The organism is Pseudoalteromonas sp. SW0106-04 (assembly GCF_001293805.1).
GTDB classification, from domain to species: domain Bacteria; phylum Pseudomonadota; class Gammaproteobacteria; order Enterobacterales; family Alteromonadaceae; genus Pseudoalteromonas; species Pseudoalteromonas ruthenica.
This window is the reverse complement of the sequence record NZ_BCAI01000009.1, coordinates 152,683-175,348: the sequence shown is the minus strand read 5'-3', so window position 1 is coordinate 175,348 and position 22,666 is coordinate 152,683. Positions and strand designations below refer to the sequence as shown.

Here is a 22,666-nt window from a genome sequence, read left to right as displayed (position 1 = left end):
TTAGCATAGCTCAGGTTACCTAACTGTCCAATATAAAGCACTGATGAAATTGCTTTAAAAGTTGCCAATGCACTTTGACAAGCTGCTCTACATTGCGTTGATATCCGCCGCCAAGCATGGTGCAAATTGGGATTTCATGGTGCTTTGCATGAGTAAGCACCTGAGCATCACGGGCGCCGACACCGGCCAAGCTTAAGCTTAGGGTTCCTAACTCGTCATCGCTGTGTACATCGGCCCCGGCATTATAGAAAATAATATCCGGGCGATGCAGACGCTGCGTTAACTTTAGCGCTTGTGTGAGTGTCTCCAAGTAAACACGGTCGTCGCAATGCAAAGGCAGAGCAAAGTCGTAGTCTGAGCTTTGCTTGATGCGTGGAAAGTTACGCTCACCATGCAATGACAAGGTTGTAATGGCGTCGTCCCTTTCAGCGATAGCGGCGCTGCCATCACCTTGGTGAACATCTAAATCAATAATGAGGGCGTTATCAATGAGCCCTGCTTGATACAAATATCGGGCTGCAGTGATAGCATCATTAAAAATACAAAAGCCACTGCCATAGTTGCCAAAGGCATGGTGGTAACCGCCCGCTAAGTTCATCGCGGCCCCGTCTTTAAGTGCCGCTTGGGCTGCGCCCAAAGTGTTGCCAACTGATTGTAGGGTGCGCTCTACCAATGCGTCGCTGTGGCTAAAGCCGATGCGTTTTTGCGCTTTATTCGCCAACGTGCCAGTGATGAACTGATGAACATAGTCAGCATCATGAGCAAGCTCTAACGTGCTCACCGAGATAGGTTCGGCGCAACTAATAGTAAAACCTGATTTGAGTTCTGGGTGTGCGCACAGCATGTCGAAGAGTTGTTGATATTTACTGATTGGAAAACGATGGTGAGCAGGTAGGTCGAGCTGAGAGTAGATAGGGTGATAAAATAATTTCATCGTATCGCTTGTTTCTCTGCTAATTGTATTTTTTCTTCACAGGCGCTAATGGCCTTACGGCAGCGTCCTAAGCGTGCGTGCAGCGCTAAGACTTCCTGATTTAACTTAGCAACGGTGGTGGCATCAGCGCCATGCATCTGTTGTTTGCGGTCGTCAATCATATGCCCCAAGCGACGTTCAAATTCGTGATTTTTAGCCAGCTCTTGATAAAGCTCATTGGTTGGCTGAATAATTTTTTTCACCGCTTTTTGATACTTTTTTGCCCTCGCCGTAGGTGTATTTTCTTTCGCCCACACAGAGGTTGCTTTAAGCACTTTGACGATGGCTTCTATTTGCTCGGTAATATGCGTGAGAGCGAAACCATATTGATGACGACCTTGATGCTCAAGGCTTCTCGTTAGTCTTTCAAGTTGCGTTTGCACTTCATCAACGTAATCAACGAGCAGCATACTTTTGCTATTAAACACACTGCGATCGAACAATGCATGTTTGGATTGCATAAAACGATTTTTAGCAAACCAATTGGCTTTATCAAACTGTTCAGCATCGCTGCGCAGACGCTCCAGTTGCTGCTGTAATCGCGCTAATGCATGGCCAGAGCTCATTACAAATAAGCCTCATAGACGAGTTTCAGTGCTAACACAATAACAACGGTGTTAAATACCGGGCGGATCATTTTTGAGCCGAAGCGAATAGCTGAATGAGCCCCCAGCCAGGCCCCTAACATCAAGAATAACCCCATGGTAGCGCCGAGTAAGAAGTTAACATGACCAAGGGCTACAAAGGTGATCAGCGAAATAAAGTTACTGACAAAATTCATTGAGCGGGCTAAACCGCAATTGATCAGCAGGCTCATTTTATAAAGGAGGCTATTTGACGCGGTCCAGAATGTGCCCGTGCCTGGGCCAGCCATGCCATCGAAAAAGCCTAAGGCCAAGCCTTGGAGCCACTGTTTTATGCGCATAGCGCCAGAAAGCAGCGGTAAATCGTTACTTTGCTGTGGACTGAGCTTGCCAAATAAGGAGTAGATAGCGACGGCGATGATCACCACAGGAATGAGTTTGTTTAGAAACTCGGTGCTCATACTATCGACCAATAAGGTGCCTAGGGTAGCGCCGATAGCGGTGGCGAGAATTGACGCAGCCCAGAACTTAGGGTCGAACAAACGTTTACGGTAATAGGTGACACTGGCTGTCAGTGAGCCAAAACTGGCCGCTAACTTGTTAGTCCCTAGAGTTAAATGCGGGGGTAATCCGGCAGTAAGTAGGGCCGGTACGGTTAACATACCGCCGCCGCCGGCGATAGCATCTATAAAGCCTGCAGCAAGGGCTACGGCGCATAAAATGGCCCAAGTCGATGGGTCGAGAGCTAGTTCAAACATCTAATAATCTATTTTTCGTTTAAAGGGCGGCAAGGTATCGAGCATGGCTTTACCATAACGCTTGGTGATTAAGCGACGGTCGAAAATGGTAATCACACCACTGTCTCTTTCTTTGCGCAGCAGTCTACCACAGCTTTGTACTAATTTCTTGGCGGCGTCCGGTACGGTAATGGATAAAAATGGGTTGCCTCCTTTTTGCTCTACAAACTCTGCTTGCGCTTCTTCAATCGGTGAGGTGGGCACCGCAAACGGGATTTTTGTGATCACTAGATTAGTCAGGTAATCGCCTGGCAAATCGAGGCCTTCAGACAAACTTTGGGTGCCGAACAGCACACTGCCTTGGGCATCATCAATACGGCGCTTATGGCGTCGGATCAGTGTATCCCGAGATAGCTCGCCTTGCATTAAAATGTCCCACCCTTGTTTACGCAAACGTTCGGCGACATGGTGCATTTGCCAATAGGAAGCAAACAACACCAGATTGGCTTTGGATTTATCTAGGGTATTGGGCAATGCTTTGGCAAGGTAATCGCTAAACGCTTTGTCGGTTGGCTCACACTCGGTTTTGGGAATATGCAGCTGCGCTTGATTGGGGTAATCAAACGGTGAGGGCACCTTGATAAACTTAACTCCTTGCTCTGAGCGTAGCCCGCTTTCATGGGCAAAATGTTCAAAGGAGCCCAAGGCGCTGAGCGTGGCCGAGCACAATACCGCTCCTGCACACTCGCGCCATAATTTATCTTTGAGGTAAAACCCCACTTCAATAGGGCAGTCACTCAGGAGGTAGTCATGGTGGTTTTTATACTCCATGCGCTTTATCCACCTGGCATGGGGAACGCTTTCGCTTTCTTTAGCATAACTTTGCCACAGCTTTTGTAGCGTTTCTAAACGGGCTATATATTGCCCACTTTCAGCTAAAATAGGGTCAGCAATAAACGGCTTCACATCGCCATCATTTACGTCACTACTGAGCGCTTCGTGCATCTTGTTGAGGGTGCGTAGCGCCGTTTTACTGGCTTCACTGATATCTTTGGCTTGCACTGTGAGCTGTTGCGGCAGCACTCCGTGTGAGAAACGATAGGTGTCGTCTTCGGTGTATTGAAAGTCTGCACTATCAAGCATACTCAGCACGGCTTTCATGCCTCTGGCCACATCATCAAGGGCATCATTGAGTTTAAACTGGCTACCTGATGCGCTGGCGCTAAAAATGGTTTGCGCCATTTTGCCGCTGAATTTGAGTAGTTTCTCGAGCCAATCCTGAGTCCCTTTTAAGGTGGCTGCTGCAGATGAAAAGTCGCGAGTGATATGCGGTAAGTGGTGCGCTTCATCAATCACATAAATACAGTTCTCTGGCTCCGGCAAAATCACGCCACCGCCGAGCTCCAAATCGGCTAACAATAGACTGTGGTTGGCCACTAACACATCCATTTGCGCTATTTTTTGCCGCGCAAGATGGAAAGGGCAGGTTTGGTGTGCTTTCATCTGCCGTTGGCAGGCATGCTTATCACAGGCAATAAGGTGCCATACGCGATCTGGGATCACGTCGGCCCATGAGTCTCGGTCACCTTGCCACTGTTTGTTTTGGTAAGCATCATGCAGCTGATGCAGGCATTTTTGCTCCATGTCACTCAAAGGAGAGCTTAAAGTGGGCATCAACGCGAGTTGCTCTTGCTCGCCATTGACGGCGTTATGGAGCTTATGGGCACAGATATAGCGTCCCCGGCCTTTGACCAAATCATAACTAAAAGTAAGACCGCTGTGCTGGGCAAAAAAGGGTAACTCTTTATAGAGCAGCTGCTCTTGCAAGGCCACTGTAGCGGTTGCAATCACCAGCTTTTTATTACGTTTGAGTGCCAGTGGTAGGGCACCTAAGCAATATGCCAAAGATTTGCCGGTTCCGGTACCCGCTTCGACCACGCAAATGCGCTGCTTTTTGTCGTATTCACCAGCGAGTGTTTTTGCTATTTCTGCGACCAAGTAGTTTTGGCTAGCACGAGGGCGATAATCGTCCATGCTTGAAGCTATCCGCTGATGAGCGTTTCGGATTGTTTTTTTCAGCGGATCGGATAGCATGGTGTATCAACTTATGTATATATTTACAGTGCGACCATTTTAGAGTGTGGCTGCATATGACTCAAGTGACAATTCACTTATGTTGTGATGCTTGGGCAAGACATAGAAAACAACGCGCTGTATTTACTCACTTCTATAGGTATTCGGTTGGCTCCAATAGCAGGGTTTATCCTTTCCGCGCAAACACGGCAACTGAGCGATGGTATCAGTCATGTCTTTTGGCTGGCCACAGACAACGGCCCAGTTAAAGCACAAGCTGTCGCTGAGTCTGCGGTATTTTTCGTTGCCCAATCGCAGCAGCAGCGAGTGATAAAATTACTCCAAGCCGCTAACTTACCTTGTGATATCCGCGCAGTAACGCTGCACTCTTTTGCCGGTAAACCCATGGCAGGGTGTTATTTTACGCACTTGAATCAGTTTTATGCGGCGCGAGAACAGCTTAAAGAGCAGGGGATTACGTTATACGAAGATGATATCCGCGCGCACGACCGTTTCTTAATGGAGCGATTTATTCGCGGCGGCGTTTGGGTAGACGGCACCTTCAGTGCTAATGGCTCCTTAGTCCAAGCGCGGTTTAAAAGCCATCCCCACTACCGGCCCACTTTGCGGGTTTTATCGCTGGATATTGAATGCAGTGGCGATGGTGTGCTTTACAGTGTTGGCTTGGTAAGTGAACGGTTTAAAAAGGTGCTGATGGTTGGGCGTAGCACCGAAGAGCGTCCGTGGCTTGAGTATGTTGAGGATGAGGCCGCTTTGCTCGTGCGGTTACAAGAGCACATACACCATATAGACCCTGATGTGATCGTTGGTTGGAATGTGGTCGACTTTGACTTTCAGCTGCTGTGCTATCGCGCTCAACAATTGGGTATTCGTCTTAATTTAGGACGCAATAACGAGGCGGTTGTGTGGCGCGGAGGAAAAGTCGCTAAGCTTATAGTTCCCGGGCGCGCTGTACTTGATGGCATTGATATGCTTAAAAACGCCACATATTACTACCCCAGCTTTGCGCTTGATAATGTTGCCCACGAAATCCTTGGCGAGCGAAAGCTTATCGGAAATAAAGACAAAGTTTCCGAGATTTCCCGGCTTTTCAACGAAGATAAACTGCAACTTGCTGAATATAACTTAAAAGACTGTGAGCTTGTATTAGCCATCTTTGCTCGTCTTGAATTGGTCGACTTTGCTATTGTGCGGACCCAGCTTACAGGGCTGCCATTGGAACGGCTAGGAGGGTCGGTGGCGGCGTTCACCAACCTTTATTTGCCATTGTTACATCGCAGTGGTTATGTGGCTCCTAATTTAGGCGATCATGGATTGACCTTCGACAGCCCAGGCGGTTATGTGATGGACTCGGTGCCCGGTCTTTATCAAAATGTTGCAGTTCTTGACTTTAAAAGCCTTTATCCGAGTATTATTCGTACCTTTTGTATCGATCCCATGGGCTTAATAGAAGGGCTCAATGCTCCTGATGACGCAATTGCTGGGTATCATGAGGCATTTTTTTCTCGCAGCAAACATCATCTTCCTGATTTGGTTGCCAGCCTCGCACAGGCCCGTCAAGAAGCCAAAAAGCACCGTGACCCTCATCTTCAGCAGGCCATCAAGATTATCATGAACAGCCTATACGGCGTGCTTGGCTCAAAAGGCTGTCGCTTTTATGACCCAAGATTAGCCAGCTCGATTACCCTGCGCGGGCACGATATTATGCAAACAACGCGACAGTGGCTGATTGAATACGGCGTTGATGTGATTTATGGCGATACCGACTCTACCTTTATCGCACTACCCGAAGAGCTTAGTGACGAACAAAGTCATACGTTAGCCAAAGAGTTAGTGACAAAAATTAACGACCGTTGGCGACAAACACTTGAACAAAGCTATGGAATACCTAGTTATTTGGAGCTTGAATACGAAAGCCTATATCGACCTTTTTTTATGCCCAAGGCAAGGCATAAAGACGTGGGAACGAAGAAACGTTACACCGGTTTATTGGTCCAGAAGCACCGCGAGCTCGTTTTTAAAGGCATGGAGTCGGTGCGTAGCGACTGGACGCCACTGGCGAGAAAGTTTCAAGGTGAACTGTTTCAAGGGTTATTCACTGGTGCAAATCTGCAACATATCATTGATAGTTATGTTAACACTTTACAGAAAGGGGACAATGATCAGCTTTTAACTTATGCGAAACGCTTAGGTAAAAACCCTGATGAATACACCAAAGCAACCCCCCCTCATGTGAAAGCTGCACGAAATAGTACTCAAAGTTACGCTAAAGGTGATTGGGTTGAGTACGTTATAACAGTTGATGGTCCTCGCTGCACCCCTAGCAGTAGGCCACTGGACTTAGCACATTACCTTGAGAAACAGCTAAAACCCATCATCGATGATATTGCTGATGTGTGCGATGTATCGCTTCACTGCCCTCTAGATAGTCAATTCACATTAATTTAATCTAAAAACCCCTTTGTTTACAAAAGCATCCCCATTGTTCCTTTTTTTGATCTAAGTGTTGGGATTTTATATTTATTAAGCGTTATTTGTTATAGATATAGTTGTTTTGTTAATTTGGTGTTGACCGATAATTCCATAATTGTTTATTATCACAATCAAAGTGCATTACTTAGTGCATTTAATTACAAGCGGTTAACAGCCGCGATAAAAACAATCACGTCTACAAGTGATCCAGGGAGAATCTAATGTTAAATAGCAAAATCGCAAAATCAGTGCGCTTAGCACTTGCTTTTGGTGCTGCTTCAACAGCAGGCATTTCGGCAAATGCCATCGCTGCTGAAGAAGGTGCTGATGATGTTGAGCGTATCGAAGTAACCGGTTCGCGTATCAAGCGTACTGATCTTGAAACAGCTACTCCAGTACAAGTAACCTCTGCAGAAGATATCGCTATGTCGGGCTTTACCCGCGTCGAAGATATCATGAATAACCTACCGCAAATCGAAGCATCACAAACTGCTTTCCAATCAAATGGTGCAACCGGTACAGCAACACTTGACCTTCGTGGTATGGGTGCTCAGCGTACGCTAGTACTTATCAACGGTCGTCGAGCACAGGCTGGTGGTATTTACACGCAATCGGCTGATATTAACCAAATTCCAGCTGCGTTAATTAAACGCGTTGAAGTAATGACCGGTGGTGGTTCAACAACTTATGGTGCCGATGCGGTAGCGGGTGTTGTTAACTTCGTAATGAATGATGACTTCGAAGGCTTCCAAGTTGATATTGGTGGCTCTGCGTACCAACACGATAATGACAATGAGTACATCCAAGGGTTGATGGATGAGAAGGGCTTCGAATATCCAAGCGGTAGCGACGGTTTTGATGGCGCGGCGTTTGATTTCAGTGCAACACTTGGCGGCACCTTTGATGGCGGTAAAGGTCATGCGGTCGGCTATGTTACCTACACTAAGCAAAACGAGCTGCGTCAAGGTGCACGTGACTACTCTTCATGTGCATTAGACGCTGCAGGTACTGCGTGTGGTGGTTCTGGTAACGCGGTTATTCCTAACTTCTACGTATCACTTCCGACCGAAACCGGTGGTGTAGATTTCGGCGAAGACATGTATGAGTACTGGACACTTACGCCAGACAGTGGCTTCACCGATTCAGTAGGCAATGTGTATAACTATGCACCAATTAACCACTTTATGCGCCCAGATGAGCGTCATACATTTGGTTTATTTGCTAATTATGAAATTAATGAACACTTCAACCCTTATGTTGAAACTATGTTCATGCGTGACCGCACTACAGCGCAAATCGCGGAATCAGGCACCTTCTTCGATACCAGTTATGTAATGGATTTCGATAGCCCACTTATCTCTGATGCACAACGTGAAGCGCTAGCAGATCGTTTCGGCATTGGCTCTGGTGATCAGTTCGCAACCTACATTGGTAAGCGTAACGTAGAAGGCGGTCCTCGTTCAGATAAGCTTGAGCACAACTCATTCCGTATGGTATTGGGTACGCGCGGTGAGCTGAGCGACCTTTGGACGTATGATGTGACTGCTCAATACGGCTCAACGTCGTCGTCGTCAGCATATATTAACGACTTCTTTGGTCCACGTATCACCACAGCGCTTTCAGCGAATGGTGAAAGCTGTGCAGACAGCGATGGTTGTATTCCATACGAAGTATTCACCTACGAGGGTGTAACTCCAGAAGCGGCAGGAGCGCTTACAGGTACAGCTATCTTGAACGGTGTTACAGAGCAAATCATCCTAGGTGGTTTCGTCTCAGGTGAATTCGATTACACGCTACCGAGCTCAGATTACCCAATCGCAGCGGTATTTGGTGCAGAGTATCGTGAAGAAAACTTTGAACGTACAGCCGATGAAGTATACGCGCAAGGCCTTCTTTTAGGTCAAGGTGGCACAACTAAGAGCTTGGAAGGTAGTTACGATGTAACTGAATTCTACACAGAGGTAAGCCTACCGATTGTAGAGGGTAAAACAGGCTTCGAAAACTTCACCCTTGATTTAGCCTACCGTTGGTCAGATTACAGCACCTCAGGTTCAGAGCCTACTTATAAAGCAGCCATTAACTGGGATGTAACGTCTGATTGGAAAATCCGTGCAAGCTATAACCGTGCAGTACGTGCTGCAAACAACGGTGAGCTCTTCGCACAGCAAAGCTCTGGTTTATGGCCAGGTGTAGATCCATGTGCAGGCGATGAGCCAGAACTTACAGCCACACAATGTGCGAACACAGGTGTATCTGCTTCCCAATACGGTAGCGTAGGTAAGAGCCCTGCGGATCAGTATAATGGTTTCTTCGGTGGTAACCCTGACTTGACACCTGAAATCGCGGATACCATTACCCTAGGTCTAGTGGCTGAGCCAATTGAAGGGCTTAACTTCTCACTCGATTACTGGGATATTGAACTTGAAGACGCGATTGGCAATATCGACCCTGAAGTCATTGTTCGTCAGTGTGGTATTACTGGAGACCCAGCAGTATGTGATAACGTTCAACGTACACCAGGAAGCGGCAGCCTATGGGTAGGTAGCGGTCAAGTGGTAGCGACAGATATCAACTTGGGTCAATTGCATTGGGAAGGTATCGACCTTTCTGCAAACTATGACTTTGAGGTTGCAGGCGGTACGCTTTCAACTAACTTAATTGGTTCATATTTCATCACCAAAGAGTACGATAACCTCCCAGGTATTACTGAGGCGTATGACTGTGTAGGTACACTTGATAATGGGTGTTTTGCACAGCCTGAGTGGCGTCACGTGTTCACTATGAACTATGACACTGGCAGCTTCTGGCGTGCTACGTTGAAATGGCGTTACTACGGCGAAGTTAGTGACTACAGTGGTGATGATACGCTTGTTCAAGATGGCATCAGCTCACAAAGTTACTTAGATCTTAAAGGTAGCTTCACTATCAATGATTACACTAGCGTATTAGTGGGTGTTAACAACATCATGGATAAAGAGCCACCATTGGTAGGCGGTTCGCTTTCTACCAACGGTAACGCGATTGCTGGTTTCTACGACACATTAGGTCGTTATTTCCACGCAAACGTAACATTCAAGTTCTAAACTTGTTTAATCCCTGAAAAAGCGAGCCTCGGCTCGCTTTTTTTGTTGCTAAATTTTAATATTAATAATCCTATCTTATGGTTTTTGGAGGTCGCTTGACTAGCTTGCAACATGCCGCAGCGCTATTAAAAGAAGACAATAAAAGGCAAGCCATTACTCTGCTCCAAGAGTTAGCTAAAAAAACCGACACAAAAGAGCCTGCGCTTCGCCAATTACTGCGCTTAGCCTTAGCAGAGCAGCGCTGGGAGGAAGCCAAAAACTATGTTGTGTGTTTACAGCAACTAAACCCGAGTAGTCGCGAGTATCGTCAAGTTATTACTGATATTGGTGAGCATTTAGAAGACTTTACTTTTATTTGCGCTGGATATGAGCGTTATTTGCAGTGTCATGACACCGACGACACAGCACATTTCAATTGCGGGTATTATGCCCGCAAAGCAACGCGCCCAGAAATAGCGATAACGCACTTTGAGCGAGCCTTAGAGCTCGGCATTGAAGACCCTCATGAGGTGCACCTCAATTTGGCATTGGTGTACTCTGAGCTGTTACTCGACCCAGAAACCGCGCAACAGTGGCTAGGTAAAGCTCTGGAGCTAAAACCAGATTATGTTGATGCTCTCTTTAACCTCGCTGCGATTAAAGAGTTTGCCGGAGACAAATGCGCTGCAAAGCAATTATTTGAGCAGGTACTGACCATTGACGCGCAGCACCCATTGGCACTGTCGCGCCTTGCTGACCTTGATCAGTTCAATACTGAGTCGGCGCACAATTATGTGACTCGATGCCAAGATGTGATGACTAAAATGCCCGCGCAACGAAGGTGTGATTTACATTATAGTTGTGGCAAAGCGCTCGATGATGCGAAGCTATATAAACAGGCGTGGAGGCATTACTATCAAGCTAATTCTCTCAATAAGCAATCTCTTGCACCATTCAATGTTGCTTCACTTGAGCGCATTGAACAAAATATTTTCGCCCGCGCCGAACATATATCTCAGCTAGCCGCGCAAGACTCGCCATCAGTCCAGCCAATCATCATTTGTGGTATGTTCCGCTCGGGTTCGACCTTATTAGAACAAATATTAGGTGCTAGCAGCTATATTCAGGCTGGTGGTGAGTTGGAGTTTGTACATCGCCAGCTTTTTGAGCTCACCAACAAACCAATCCAATTGCTAAATAAAGCAGGGACGCCGGGTTTCGCTCATGCGTATGATGACTTGTTAGTGAGTGTGGCGAAAGGGCACGATTGGGTTACTGATAAGCGGCCCGAAAATTACCTCTATATAGACATATTAAAGCAGCTCTACCCCGGCTTAAAAGTGATATGGACGCAACGTGATGTAAGAGATAACGCGCTTTCGGCTTATTTTCAGCGCTTGGGGCCGAGCCTTAACTATGCAACGGACCTTGATAACATTCGCCATATGTATGAACATCAACAGCGCCTCAAAGCGCACTGGCATCAGCAGTACGGCAATGACATTATGACTGTCGAGTATGAACAACTAGTAGCGCAGCCGGAGCAAGTGCTCACGACATTGTTTTCTCAGCTAGGTATTCAGTATGACGGTGAGGCAGAGCGCTTTCATAATCAGCGCTCACATGTCAGAACTGCAAGCGTATGGCAAGTTAGAAAGCCTTTGTATAGCTCATCCGTCGGCCGTTTTAAGCACTATAAAGAGGCGATTTTAGCGCAGCGCGCATTCCCTTATTTCAGTGAACTGCTGTGAGCCGGTTCAAGCGGTTGGCATAATGTCCGTGGGCAAGGTGATACGCGGTTGTTCGCTGGTGATAGGGTAGGTGCCATGCCACAGATAGCTTGGGAAAATAATAATTTGCCCCGGCTGAGGGCAAATGAGTTTATCTATCTGCTCTCGCTCACCTAAATCCAAACAGGTTTCTCCAAGTCGCAGCCACCCACTTCGTGTAGGATCATCCTTATGCATTGACTGCGGTACTTGAATATAAGCCGGGGCTGAAATCCATCCAGAGGGATGGATATGGTTGCGATGATAACCGCCTTTTCCAAGCTGTACCGACCAACTGCCATTGACTTTAAACTGGCCATAGTTACGTCTATAAAGGGGGTGTGAACGATCGGTTGGTAGAGATGCTAAATATTCGGTAATGGCTAGGTGCAATGCCCATTTGTATTCTTTTATGAGCACATGATTAGAAAACAGCAAGTTACCTGAAGTTTGTGTGCCTAATTCAACGCTTTGATCTAATGGTTGCTTGGTCACTTTACGGTGCTTAGCTGTTAACAGCGCTGAGAGTTCAGATAAGAAGTCCGACAATTGAGAAAAACGAGCAGGCGTAGGTAATGATTTAACCTTAACCGTGTGCTCGTAGTCGCACAGCCACTGCCATCGCTCATCGCCCTTCAAGCGCCATATTGTGCTTAAATAAGCCCATAGCTCTTGATTGTCTGGGGCGTAATCTAGCGCTTGTTTTATGAGTGTTTCGGCAGTGTGATAATGACTCAGCTCAAGTTCGCAGTTCGCCAAATCAATTTGGTAACGTGTGACACTGGGGCATAAATTGGCAGCTTCTCGGAACAAGGAGTAAGCCTGCTCGCCATTACCTTGTTTATCTAAAATCAGCGCTTTTGCATGCACAAACCGAGGGTCGCCATTGAATTTTCCAAGGCCTTGGGCACATAGCTGCTGAGCTTCATCTATATGGCCTATGCGTATTAGTTGTTCGATGGCGGACAACACTAAATCTGGGTGCCAGTCATAATGATGCAGTGTCTGTTTATAACTGCTCATATAGTGTTGTTCTTGCTCGGTGTGCCAGTAAAGCTTATTTAAACTTTCGTGTGCGGGAATATAATTCGGAGCTAAGCTGAGGGTGTGAAGTAATGCTTGCTGCGCACTACGATAATCACCGAGTTCGTAAGCGCAACATCCAACCACATAGCTCAACTCGGGCAGTTTTGGCTGCTGTTTTTGTAAGTCGATAAAAAGTGCTTTGGCCTTTTCAGTTTCACCTACATCACGGTACAGGCAAGCTAATTTATATTGTAAATGAAAGTTATTGTGGTGTTGGTTTAGTAGCTGATGAAGCAACTCACTGGCCTCCAGGTAATGCCCAGAGGCAAGCTCATAGTCCACATCCAGCAAGTGCCAATGTATCGCCTGCTCGGTAGAGCGTTTACTCTGTAGTAATAAGGTTTTGGCTTCGCGTAGCTGTAAGGTCCGTATCAGCGCGTCGATATAGAGTAAGTTCGCGGCTTCGTTGCGCTTTGAATTAGCCAATGTGGTAATACATTCACAAAAGCTTTGTCGTTTAAATTGCAACTTAGCGAGCTCAAATTGGGCCCCTAAATTTGCAGGTTCAATACGCAAAAGTTCTTGAAGGACGCGTTCAGCATCAGCACCTTGATTCAAGGAAATCAAATTAGCCGCTTTGAGTAATAAATCCTGTGGGCTCTGTTCAGCGGCCTTCTCTAAGGCGCTGAGTGATTGGGAAAACTGACCTTTTTGATAAAGCGCGAACGCGATTTGATAATGTTTCATTACAGCATTGAAATGTTAACTTTACCTTATAGTAACATTTCAATGCTGCATTTGAATGTTAGTTTTCCGACTTTTCCTTTTTCTCTTTATCGATATCTTTGATTTCCACAGAGCCGGCTGCTATTTCCTGCTTTTCTCTTATCTTACGCAGAATTTCTGCCTGTTCAGGAGTAAAGCGACCGAAGTCTGCAGTGCGCGTTTGCATAGTTTGTGATACCACGCCTACGTTTTGCGCACCTAAACCACCATCCGCGCCCGCCATCCCCGCAGCTTGTCCACCAGAACCATTAACAACGGCATCGAGCATACCAGCTTGATTGCTCGCGACGCCGCCGCCAATTTGGCGGGCCGAACCAGTTAAGTCGGCGAGTGTGTAATCTTCAATTTCAATCTCAACTTTTTCAACGTTACGTAGGTCATATTCGAATTGGCCTTTAGCATAAATAGCAATATGGCGTTTCAAGTCATCTTGAAGCTGAGGGAAATAAAATGTGGCTTGTCGGTAATACTGTGACACTTCAAGTATTTCATCATCAACTTGAGCGCCGCGATTTGAATTAATGAACTCTTCTGCGCGTTTTTCTAGTTGCTTATATACAGTGGCCCCTTTAAACGCTGCGGGGTGAAGGCTGGGGCTGCCAATGTAACCTTGATAGAAGCCATAGATGACATTCGGCTTTTCTGAGAAATTGGGATACACAATACGTTGCTGGATGTCATTGAGTGAAAGTGGGTGGCCCGCAACGGTAATGAGTTTAGCGTCAAGGAGCCCTTCATCTTCAATTTCATCATCTAATGAGTGTAGCGGATAACGCTTAACCAGCTGCTCTAACAGAGTCATGTTATAAAGATTGAGCCAATAGGCGAGCTGCTCTTTCTTATTAAGCTCACTTAGGGGCATTTCTTGCGGTAAGTTTTCCAGGCTTTCTCTTATTTTAGTGAGTACGAGCTTGAGATCAGACTTTTTGACTCCTTCGAAATAAAAGCGATTAGCTTCGAGCGCTGTTGCTTTATTACGACCCGATGTCATACGCGTGCCGATAGTTTGCTCGCTTTTTAAGCGCGAGCGATCCGACATTCCCGTGTTAACAACGGTCATCGCTAACAGTTGGTCAATATCATCGTATGCGACTTCAAATTGGGAATTCCATTTGAAACCACCGAAGGCCTGCGCCAATGATTGCTCCTGATCTTGCTGAGCCAAGCTTGGGGCACTGCATACAAATATAAGCACGGTGGTGAGCACAGTGGTGAATTTAAACATAAAAGGTCCTTGTTGTTTATTGTTATATATAGTTGCCTTATGTTGATTGCGAGCAACACAGAGTAACTAACCTTTCCCTACCGAGTAGGTATGAGACTACTTATAAAAGGTACAAATGGCTGATACAGACTGACTTAGTAAGCTACTTACCGCTAATACCTCACTTACTGTAAAAAAAAAGAAATTTAACTTTTCATTTCCAAATTATGTCAATGCCCAGTATAGCGGCTTATAAGTAGAATTGATTTGTTAAAAATATGTTTAAACCAAAAAAGTAAGACGAAATCAAGGAAAATTGCGATAAACATCAAGTTGACAGCACTGGAACCTTTTAGCATTATTGGCAAGTTGGTATCAGTAGAAAGATACCTAGGTTGGTTTGTCACAAGGCAAGCTAATTAAAATTCAAAAAGTAACATTACTTAATTGGTTGGGAACTATGTCTGTTAAAATCAGAAAGAGTCTTGTAGCTTCTGCGTTGGTTGGCGCAGCTGCACTTGCAAGCAACAATGTGATGGCAGATCCGTTGAATGACATCCACAAAGCGGGTGCAACTATCCAAACGGCTGCTAAAAAGTCTCAAACTAAAATCGATAACATCTATGGTCAAACGCAAGAGCTAATCGCTGATTACCGCGCGACTGTTGATGAAACTGAAATCATGAAGGTCTATAACGACCACGTTCAGCGTCTAGTTGATGATCAAAATTCACAAATTGAATCACTAGAGCGTCAGATTGCAGGTATCGACAAAACTAAACAAAACGTTGTGCCTTTGATGTATCGCATGATCGATACGCTTGAGCAATTCATCAAAGCGGACGTTCCGTTTAATACCGAAGATCGCCTAGCTCGCGTTGAAAAACTACGTGAAATCATGAGCAGTGCTTCTGTAACGACTTCAGAGAAGTTCCGTCAGGTACTTGAAGCATACATGGTTGAGAAAGACTACAGCACGACAATGGTTGCTGACCAAGGTAGCCTAAATATCGACGGTCGTGACATCTCTGTAGACTTCGCACGTCTAGGTCGTATTGCCTATGTTGCGCAATCATTCGACCAGAAGAATGCTTGGGTGTGGAACAACAACACTAAGCAGTGGGAAGCTTTGGGTGAAGAATTCCTAAAGCCTGTTAAAGAGACAATCCGTATGGCCCGTAAACAGGCTGCACCGGATCTTGTTAAACTTCCAATCTTCGGCGCGGAGTAATAGAGAATGAAGAAACTATTTAAAGGTTTTGCTGTTGCAGCAGTACTATCAGTTTCTGCCGGTGCTGCGCTTAACGCTCATGCAAACACAGAAGTACTTGACCAGATCCTTGATCAAGTTAAAAAAGAGCGTATCTCTGAAGGCAAACTAAACAAACAGCGTGAACAAGAATTCTTGTCTGCACGCGCTGACAAGCAAGCGTTGCTTAACCAAGCAAAACGTGAACTTGCAGCAGAAAAAGCACGTGGCGAGCGTCTGCAAAAAGAGTATGCTCAAAACGAAGTAACCCTAGCGGAAAAAGAGCAAGCGCTTGAAAACGCAAAAGGTACACTAGGTGAGATGTTCGGTGTTGTACGTCGTGCAGCGCAAGAAACCATTGGTTCAATCGAAGCGTCACTGGTTAGTGCTGAAAAGCCTGGCCGTGCTGAAATTCTTCGTTCACTAGCGGCAGCGAAAGAGCTACCAACTACACGTGAACTAGAAGAGCTTTGGATTGCCCTACAAACTGAAATGACTGAATCTGCGAAAGTATCTTCTTTCGAAGCTGAAGTTTCAGAGCTAGACGGTTCAACATCAACTAAGCAAGTAACTCGTATCGGTAACTTTAACCTTATTACCGACGACGGTTATTTAGTTTACTCTGCTGAAAACCAAGCAATTCAACCGCTAGGTCGTCAGCCAGACGGTTTCGTACTTGATTCAGCGAAAGACCTAATCGGTACTTCAGCAGACCAGTACACAGGCTTTTACATTGACCCAACTCGTGGCTCAATCCTGCGTCTGAACACGCAAAAAGCAACACCTGAAGAGCGCTTCCACCAAGGTGAAGAAGTAGGTTACATCATCGCTGTACTACTAGTGATTGGTCTACTTATCGCTGTTGTGCGCCTAATCGACCTAACTATCGTTTCAGGTAAAATCAAGAGTCAGCTTAAGAACACCAGCTCACCTTCAGAAGGTAACCCGCTGGGCCGTATTCTTAAAGTTTACCACGACAACAAAAACCAAGACGTTGAAAACCTTGAGCTTAAACTAGACGAAGCGATTCTACGTGAAACGCCACGTATCGAAGCGGGTATCAACATCATCAAGATCTTAGCTGCTATCGCGCCGCTACTAGGTCTACTTGGTACCGTTGTAGGTATGATCAACACCTTCCAACAAATTACCTTGTTCGGTACAGGTGATCCGAAGATCATGGCTGGTTCAATCTCAATGGCTCTAGTAACTACTGCTCTAGGTCTAATTGCGGCACTACCGCTAATCCTAGTTCACGCTATTGTTGCTGGTCGCAGTAAATCAATCATCCACGTTCTTGATGAGCAAAGCGCCGGTATTATCGCTGCTCACGCGGAGAAGGAGAAAGCCTAATGCTAGTCCTGATGGAGATTTGGGAATCTATCAGGGATTTTGTTGGCACAGGCGGCCAGGTATTATACGTGGTCGCGATAGCACTCTTCCTCATGTGGGTTTTAATGATTGAGCGCTATTGGTTCCTACTCTCTGAGTTCCCGAAAATGAAAAAGGGGATTGTAGCGAAGTGGGACGCCCGCCAGGACACTACGTCTTGGTACGCACACAGAATCCGCGATGCATGGATTTCTGAAGCGTCTGAAAAATTAGATGAGCGCATGTTGTTGATTAAGACATTGGTAGCTGTATGTCCACTTATTGGTCTATTAGGTACTGTAACTGGGATGATCGCGGTTTTCGAAACCATGGCAACTCAGGGCACAGGTAACCCTCGACTAATGGCATCAGGTATTTCAATGGCAACAATCCCAACAATGGCTGGAATGGTTGCGGCACTATCGGGTGTATTCTTTAGTACACGTCTTGAAGCACGTGCAAAAATGGCTAAAGAGAAGCTCGTCGATAGCTTGCCTCATCACTAGAGAGAGATTTGAATATGGCACGTAAACAACGTTTTCGTGAAGAAGAAGAAGCAGCCGTCGATATGACGCCGATGCTGGACATCGTATTCATCATGCTTATCTTCTTTATCGTAACTACTTCGTTCGTTAAAGAAGCGGGTATTGATGTAAATAAACCGGAAGCAGCGCAAGCGACTAAGAAGAAGAATGCAAACATCTTCATCGCTATTCGCTCTAACGGTGAAATTTGGATGGATAAGCGTCAGGTCGATGTCGAGCGTGTTGCTGCAAACATTGAACGTCTATTGGCTGAGCAGCCTACCGAAATCGTAATTATCCAAGCGGATAAAGATGCGAAGCACGGTGTGGTTGTAAAGGTCATGGACCAGATTAAAGCTGCAGGTATCGATAAGATATCAATCGCTGGAGATAAGTAATGATTCGTTTTCTGTTTTCACTGATTGCAGGTGGGGCAGTTACTTTCGGCTTATTCTTTTTCATGGCTTACCTAATCTCCGGTGGAGATAACAGGGCAGCCAACGAGAAAGAGAAGATCGTTGTCGAAATTATGACGAATCCACCTGAATCCAAGGTGCAGGAGCGTAAGCGTGTACCGCCGCCGCCTCCACCACCGCCTAAGCAGCCGCCTAAACCGCAGCCGCCACAGCCTGAGAATAGTAACCCTAATCCAGGTTCACTCGGTTTCAATATGCCAAGTGTTAATGTCGGTAGCTCAGCGGGTGGTCTAAGTGGCCCAGGTGCATTTGGTCGAGATGGTGATGCAACACCTCTTGTTCGAATTGAACCTAAATACCCGGTGCAAGCCGCGCGTGATGGTAAAGAAGGCTGGGTACAGCTTTCATTCACCATTAACGAAGTGGGCGGTGTAGAAGATGTAGAGGTAATCGATGCAGAACCTCGTCGTATCTTCGACCGTGAAGCTAAGCGTGCCTTGCGTAAGTGGAAGTACAAGCCAAAAGTAGTTGATGGCAAGCCGGTTAAACAGCCTGGCATCACTGTTCAGCTTGACTTCAAACTTAACCAAGACCAGTAAGGAGAGTGTAGTATGAAAAATCTATCTAAAGTGACTGCACTCGCTCTGCTTATCTCGTTGTCTGGTAGTGTAGTGAGTACTTCGGTATTCGCTGCGCCTAACTACGAAGAGATAGAAAAGCGCAAAAACGCTAAGACCAAGGTCATGAGTGAGCGCACTGGTAAGAAGGTCATGAAAGCGTTTGAGTTTGTTGATGCAGAAGACTTCAACGGCGCAATCGCAGTTCTTAAAGAACTCGACCCGTCTGATGAGTTTGACCGTGCGACTATTGATCGCTACTTAGGTCAGCTATATGCCCAAGTAGACAACTATCAGTTGGCTATTAAGTATACACAAGACGCAATCAAGCCAGATGAGCTTAACTTTAACGATCAAGAGCAGGCGATGAAGCTGCTTGGTGACTTGTTGGCTAATATCAAGAAGTACAAAGAAGCAAAGCAAGCGTATATCGACTGGATGGACTTCACAGGTGAAGAAGATCCCACTGTATACACGCGTATCGCACAAGCGAGTTATGAGCTTGGTCAGTTTAAAGATGTGGTAGAGCCTGCTGAGCGTGCTATCGAGCTCAATGCTAAAAAAGAGCCAAAGAAAGCACCGTTTCAGTTATTGATGGCAGCTCACTATGAAGCAAAAGAATTTGATAAAGCAGTTAAAATTCTTGAGCGCATGGTGAAAACCTGGCCAACAGACGGCAAAGCCTGGGTTAACCTTGGTAAGTTCTATATGCAAGTAGAAGACTATGAAAAAGGTCTCACTACGATGGATATTGCTTACGACAGTGGTTTCTTTGAATCAGAAACTGACTATAAAGTGTTAGCACAGCTCTACTCATTTGTAGGCGTTCCTTACAAAGCCGGTTTCCACATGGAGAAGGCTATCACTGATGGTAAGGTTAAGCGCATTAAGCAAAATGTCACGGCAATGGCGAGCTACTTTCATAATGCTAAAAACATTAAGACAGCAGCAAAGTATTACGAGGAAGCCGCAGAGTTTGATAACGATGCAGAGCTATTTCGTAAAGCCGGTGCCTTGCGCTTACAAGAGGAACAATTCGATAAAGCAGTGGTTTTATTGAAGCGTGCTCTTGATGAAGGCTCTGATAAGAAAGGGACTATTTACTCTGACTTAGCAGAAGCTTACCTACAGCAAGAAAAGTATAAGCAAGCCTACGCTGCGATTACTAAAGCAGCAGAAGATCCAAGCACGCGTAAATTCGCGCGTAGTTGGAAAACCTTCATTAAAGATAAAGCACAACGTAATGGTGTGAGTCTTTAAGCTCCTTATGCAATAATAAAAGGCCCCTCATTGGGGCCTTTTTTATTTCCACGCAATGCTTATTTAAGGAGCCATACGCGGTGCGCATACACAGCTTAATCTTGCTTGCTTTATTAACAACAGGGTGCTCTGAGCCTCAATCTATTTCAGCAACGACCTCGCAGCAGGCCTTAGCACAATTGAACGCCAAGCTTACAGGCGATTTAACCAGCCCCTTAACGCCTTGGCCTTATTCTGATGCGTATCTCAAGCAGCGCCATGACCTATATCAGCAGTTTGATAGAGCGGCGCTCAGCAACGCACAGCGCGCAACCTTGGACTATTTAATTACCGAGCAAAGGTATGTACGTCGCTATCAACCTTGGCCGCTAAGCAGCGCTATTTTTCGCTCTGAGCAGGCATTGCAAGATAGTCAAACGCAAGAACAAGCAGCGCAGTGGCTTGAGTTAGTGAAAAGCCGCTTGCAACAAGGTGAACAAAGCCAAATTTTTGTTAATCGCTATGAATTAGCAATGATGCAAGGTGAAGTAGAGCGGTTAATCGAGCTCGCTGATAACAGTAAACTCAAAAGTGCAGCGACCCAACTACAACAGTATTTAGCTAACTATCGCCCTCGCAACCAGCTGGGGCTAAGTCAGCTGCCAAATGGCACTCAGTGGTATCAAGCAAAACTAAATTACTACACTGATCAGGTGCAGGCGCCGATTAAATGGCTTATGCAAATTCAAAGCAAGCTGGCTACACTTTCTGATTATGGTATCGCGCCCCTGCGCCAACCAGACAATGACCAGGGGGATATAGGGCTAGATTGGCGACAAGGCTATGTGAATAAGCGCCTGTGGGCTCAGCAACAGAGTTTGAGTGTGGAACAAACGCGGTTAGCGCTTTTGTATATGGAGCTTGATATAGGTATTCACAGCCAACTTTGGACTGAGCAAATGGCGCTAACGTCGCTAGCCAAACAGGGGATCAGCGAGCGACGAGCAAAGCAAATGGTGTATGAGGTGGTTGCTTATCCAGCAATGAGCTTTATTTATGGCCATTTGATTGCGCGCGACTGATACTGTCGCAGCGCGCGCAGCGCTGCGTCGTCACATCTTTTTCTAAACGGTGTGGCTCTATGGGCTCTTCACAGTCAGAGCAAAAGCCAAATAATCCCAAATCAAACTGGCACTGAGTCGCTTCTAAGCGCTCTAGCCGGATAATCAGGTCTTTGTATTCTGGGCCTAAATGTTCGCTCAGTAATGCCACCCAGTCGCTTTCCGGCTCGTTGGTAAGCTTTGCATGCAGCCTTCTTTCATGGACTTGTGAAGCTTGTTGTAGCTTTGCCAAGAGTTGTCTGCGCGCATCCGCAAGCGCCTGAGAAACCTGTTGCTCGAAGTCATGGGTGAGGATACTCATAAATCGCCCCGTGTTTGCCTTGAATAGACTTTTATTGTGGCCAATATTCAAACTTGGGAACATGACAAGGATCAACCTTGGCGAATTTAGCAGACATTTTTTATCATCGTTGAGTGTGGTGCTGTAATTGCGCGAGTACTTCGTCCTTATCATGTAGCCGACGAATATCATCAAATAGCTGATCTGCTTGATGGTAAGTTCGTCGTAGATACCCTAACCACTGTTTAGTTCTGTTGGCAAAATAACGCTTCGCTTTGGTGTCGTCATCGTGCATAGATGAGTGAATAATATGGTAAAGCACATCGTGCCATGTCATTTGCTCATGTGCTTTGTTCTGGTCTGCGGCTTTGATCCAAGCCGCTAAGTCTGGCATTGCAAGCGCGCCGCGACCGAGCATCAGGTGTTGGCATAAGCTTTGATTTCTCGCACTACGAGCATCGTCGAGGCTCCAAATCTCTCCGTTTGCAACAATTTCAATATCAGCCTTACGCTGCACCAGCGGTGCCAGCAAGTGCCAATAAGCGGGGGGGCGATAGCCGTCGCGTTTAGTACGGGCGTGGATAGCAATACTGTCTGCGCCTGCTTGCACAACAGCATCAAAAATTTCACTACTACGTGAGGTATCGTCAAAGCCCAAGCGTACCTTAGCGGTTACTTTGTGTTCCTGTGCTACTGCTTCACGTACTGCTTTAACGATTTGATAAAGCTGTTCGGGCTCTTTGAGTAGTACGGCGCCGCCTTTACTTTTATTGACCGTTTTTGCTGGGCAGCCAAAGTTAAGGTCAATGCCATGAGAGCCGAGCTCTATAGCCTTAATCGCATTTTCTGCCAGGCACTGTGGATGCTGTCCAAGTAGTTGAATCCTCACGGGCGTTCCTGCACGCGTATAACCACCGTTGAGTAGCTCAGGGCAATAGCGCAAGAACACTCGGCGCGGTAATCGCTGATTGACTACCCGCACAAACTCGGTCACACAGAGATCAAAGCCGCCAATATCGGTAAGTAGTTGGCGCATTTTAAAATCAACAACGCCTTCCATGGGGGCTAAAATAAGTTTCATATATGACCTTCACTGCTAGCTGGGCGCGTATTCTAACCCGTTCGTCGCTATTGATAAAATA

General features: G+C 46.2%; 18 protein-coding genes. 10 read left to right on the top strand and 8 right to left on the bottom strand.

Features of this window, described 5'->3' with window-relative positions; translation table 11 throughout:
- Nucleotides 1-19: 19 nt before the first annotated feature.
- The 4 genes from W04_RS11895 to dinG are packed head-to-tail and all read right to left on the bottom strand — an operon-like array spanning nt 20 to nt 4,388.
- Entirely contained in the window at nt 20-934 is a 915-nt protein-coding gene (locus W04_RS11895; protein WP_053910975.1) for a histone deacetylase, read from the bottom strand.
- Nucleotides 931-1,539 (bottom strand): primosomal replication protein, encoded by a 609-nt coding sequence (locus W04_RS11890; RefSeq protein WP_053910974.1) that lies wholly within the window; start codon nt 1,537-1,539, stop codon nt 931-933. The genes W04_RS11895 and W04_RS11890 overlap by 4 nt, the downstream gene beginning before the upstream one ends.
- Nucleotides 1,539-2,315: a TSUP family transporter gene (locus tag W04_RS11885; RefSeq protein ID WP_022946729.1), complete on the bottom strand. Its 777-nt coding sequence runs from the start codon at nt 2,313-2,315 to the stop codon at nt 1,539-1,541. The genes W04_RS11890 and W04_RS11885 overlap by 1 nt, the downstream gene beginning before the upstream one ends.
- The gene (gene dinG / locus W04_RS11880) at nt 2,316-4,388 is read right to left on the bottom strand and encodes an ATP-dependent DNA helicase DinG (RefSeq protein ID WP_053910973.1); all 2,073 of its coding nucleotides are present in this window, start codon (nt 4,386-4,388) and stop codon (nt 2,316-2,318) included.
- 147 nt (nt 4,389-4,535) lie between these two features.
- On the opposite strand from dinG, the gene W04_RS11875 reads away from it, so the two are divergent.
- From W04_RS11875 to W04_RS11865, 3 genes are all read left to right on the top strand, one after another.
- A complete protein-coding gene (locus tag W04_RS11875) occupies nt 4,536-6,836 on the top strand; it encodes a DNA polymerase II (RefSeq protein WP_231658128.1) in 2,301 nt (766 codons plus the stop codon).
- A gap of 245 nt (nt 6,837-7,081) precedes the next feature.
- Nucleotides 7,082-9,943 (top strand): TonB-dependent receptor domain-containing protein, encoded by a 2,862-nt coding sequence (locus W04_RS11870; RefSeq protein WP_053910972.1) that lies wholly within the window; start codon nt 7,082-7,084, stop codon nt 9,941-9,943.
- 95 nt (nt 9,944-10,038) lie between these two features.
- On the top strand, nt 10,039-11,673 hold the full coding sequence (locus W04_RS11865) for a sulfotransferase (RefSeq protein WP_197275962.1): 1,635 nt from the start codon (nt 10,039-10,041) through the stop codon (nt 11,671-11,673).
- Between the two features lie 6 nt (nt 11,674-11,679).
- On the opposite strand, the gene W04_RS11860 is transcribed toward W04_RS11865, so the two are convergent.
- On the bottom strand, nt 11,680-13,464 hold the full coding sequence (locus W04_RS11860; protein WP_053910970.1) for a putative 2OG-Fe(II) oxygenase: 1,785 nt from the start codon (nt 13,462-13,464) through the stop codon (nt 11,680-11,682).
- Nucleotides 13,465-13,522: 58 nt separating this feature from the next.
- Nucleotides 13,523-14,728: a DUF547 domain-containing protein gene (locus W04_RS11855; RefSeq protein WP_053910969.1), complete on the bottom strand. Its 1,206-nt coding sequence runs from the start codon at nt 14,726-14,728 to the stop codon at nt 13,523-13,525.
- A 439-nt stretch (nt 14,729-15,167) separates the two neighbouring features.
- Between W04_RS11855 and W04_RS11850 the strand changes: the two genes are divergently transcribed.
- From W04_RS11850 to W04_RS11820, 7 genes are all read left to right on the top strand, one after another.
- Nucleotides 15,168-15,938, top strand: a complete 771-nt coding sequence (locus W04_RS11850) for a DUF3450 domain-containing protein (protein ID WP_053910990.1) — start codon at nt 15,168-15,170, stop codon at nt 15,936-15,938.
- A 6-nt stretch (nt 15,939-15,944) separates the two neighbouring features.
- On the top strand, nt 15,945-17,309 hold the full coding sequence (locus W04_RS11845; RefSeq protein ID WP_022946737.1) for a MotA/TolQ/ExbB proton channel family protein: 1,365 nt from the start codon (nt 15,945-15,947) through the stop codon (nt 17,307-17,309).
- Entirely contained in the window at nt 17,309-17,833 is a 525-nt protein-coding gene (locus W04_RS11840) for a MotA/TolQ/ExbB proton channel family protein (RefSeq protein WP_045979764.1), read from the top strand. Before W04_RS11845 ends, W04_RS11840 begins: the two co-directional genes overlap by 1 nt.
- A 14-nt stretch (nt 17,834-17,847) precedes the next feature.
- Nucleotides 17,848-18,249 carry a biopolymer transporter ExbD gene (locus tag W04_RS11835; RefSeq protein WP_053910968.1) on the top strand — a complete coding sequence of 134 codons (402 nt, stop codon included), beginning with the start codon at nt 17,848-17,850 and terminating at the stop codon, nt 18,247-18,249.
- Nucleotides 18,249-18,866: an energy transducer TonB gene (locus tag W04_RS11830; RefSeq protein ID WP_022946740.1), complete on the top strand. Its 618-nt coding sequence runs from the start codon at nt 18,249-18,251 to the stop codon at nt 18,864-18,866. Before W04_RS11835 ends, W04_RS11830 begins: the two co-directional genes overlap by 1 nt.
- 12 nt (nt 18,867-18,878) lie before the next feature.
- A complete protein-coding gene (locus tag W04_RS11825) occupies nt 18,879-20,144 on the top strand; it encodes a lipopolysaccharide assembly protein LapB (protein WP_022946741.1) in 1,266 nt (421 codons plus the stop codon).
- A gap of 80 nt (nt 20,145-20,224) precedes the next feature.
- Nucleotides 20,225-21,205: a hypothetical protein gene (locus tag W04_RS11820; RefSeq protein ID WP_053910967.1), complete on the top strand. Its 981-nt coding sequence runs from the start codon at nt 20,225-20,227 to the stop codon at nt 21,203-21,205.
- On the opposite strand, the gene W04_RS11815 is transcribed toward W04_RS11820, so the two are convergent.
- Together W04_RS11815 and W04_RS11810 are read right to left on the bottom strand one after the other, a co-directional pair.
- Nucleotides 21,174-21,545: a TraR/DksA C4-type zinc finger protein gene (locus W04_RS11815; protein ID WP_053910966.1), complete on the bottom strand. Its 372-nt coding sequence runs from the start codon at nt 21,543-21,545 to the stop codon at nt 21,174-21,176. The genes W04_RS11820 and W04_RS11815 overlap by 32 nt on opposite strands.
- A 103-nt stretch (nt 21,546-21,648) precedes the next feature.
- Nucleotides 21,649-22,605, bottom strand: coding sequence for a tRNA-dihydrouridine synthase (locus W04_RS11810; protein WP_053910965.1), 957 nt, complete (start codon nt 22,603-22,605; stop codon nt 21,649-21,651).
- Nucleotides 22,606-22,666 lie beyond the last annotated feature (61 nt).

What these genes read in the sequence shown, in the direction of transcription:
- W04_RS11895 (WP_053910975.1), bottom strand. Translation starts at nt 934, where the DNA reads ATGAAATTATTTTATCACCCTATCTACTCTCAGCTCGACCTACCTGCT.
- W04_RS11890 (WP_053910974.1), bottom strand. Translation starts at nt 1,539, where the DNA reads ATGAGCTCTGGCCATGCATTAGCGCGATTACAGCAGCAACTGGAGCGT.
- W04_RS11885 (WP_022946729.1), bottom strand. Translation starts at nt 2,315, where the DNA reads ATGTTTGAACTAGCTCTCGACCCATCGACTTGGGCCATTTTATGCGCC.
- dinG (WP_053910973.1), bottom strand. Translation starts at nt 4,388, where the DNA reads ATGCTATCCGATCCGCTGAAAAAAACAATCCGAAACGCTCATCAGCGG.
- W04_RS11870 (WP_053910972.1), top strand. Translation starts at nt 7,082, where the DNA reads ATGTTAAATAGCAAAATCGCAAAATCAGTGCGCTTAGCACTTGCTTTT.
- W04_RS11860 (WP_053910970.1), bottom strand. Translation starts at nt 13,464, where the DNA reads ATGAAACATTATCAAATCGCGTTCGCGCTTTATCAAAAAGGTCAGTTT.
- W04_RS11855 (WP_053910969.1), bottom strand. Translation starts at nt 14,728, where the DNA reads ATGTTTAAATTCACCACTGTGCTCACCACCGTGCTTATATTTGTATGC.
- W04_RS11850 (WP_053910990.1), top strand. Translation starts at nt 15,168, where the DNA reads ATGTCTGTTAAAATCAGAAAGAGTCTTGTAGCTTCTGCGTTGGTTGGC.
- W04_RS11845 (WP_022946737.1), top strand. Translation starts at nt 15,945, where the DNA reads ATGAAGAAACTATTTAAAGGTTTTGCTGTTGCAGCAGTACTATCAGTT.
- W04_RS11840 (WP_045979764.1), top strand. Translation starts at nt 17,309, where the DNA reads ATGCTAGTCCTGATGGAGATTTGGGAATCTATCAGGGATTTTGTTGGC.
- W04_RS11835 (WP_053910968.1), top strand. Translation starts at nt 17,848, where the DNA reads ATGGCACGTAAACAACGTTTTCGTGAAGAAGAAGAAGCAGCCGTCGAT.
- W04_RS11830 (WP_022946740.1), top strand. Translation starts at nt 18,249, where the DNA reads ATGATTCGTTTTCTGTTTTCACTGATTGCAGGTGGGGCAGTTACTTTC.
- W04_RS11825 (WP_022946741.1), top strand. Translation starts at nt 18,879, where the DNA reads ATGAAAAATCTATCTAAAGTGACTGCACTCGCTCTGCTTATCTCGTTG.
- W04_RS11815 (WP_053910966.1), bottom strand. Translation starts at nt 21,545, where the DNA reads ATGAGTATCCTCACCCATGACTTCGAGCAACAGGTTTCTCAGGCGCTT.
- W04_RS11810 (WP_053910965.1), bottom strand. Translation starts at nt 22,605, where the DNA reads ATGAAACTTATTTTAGCCCCCATGGAAGGCGTTGTTGATTTTAAAATG.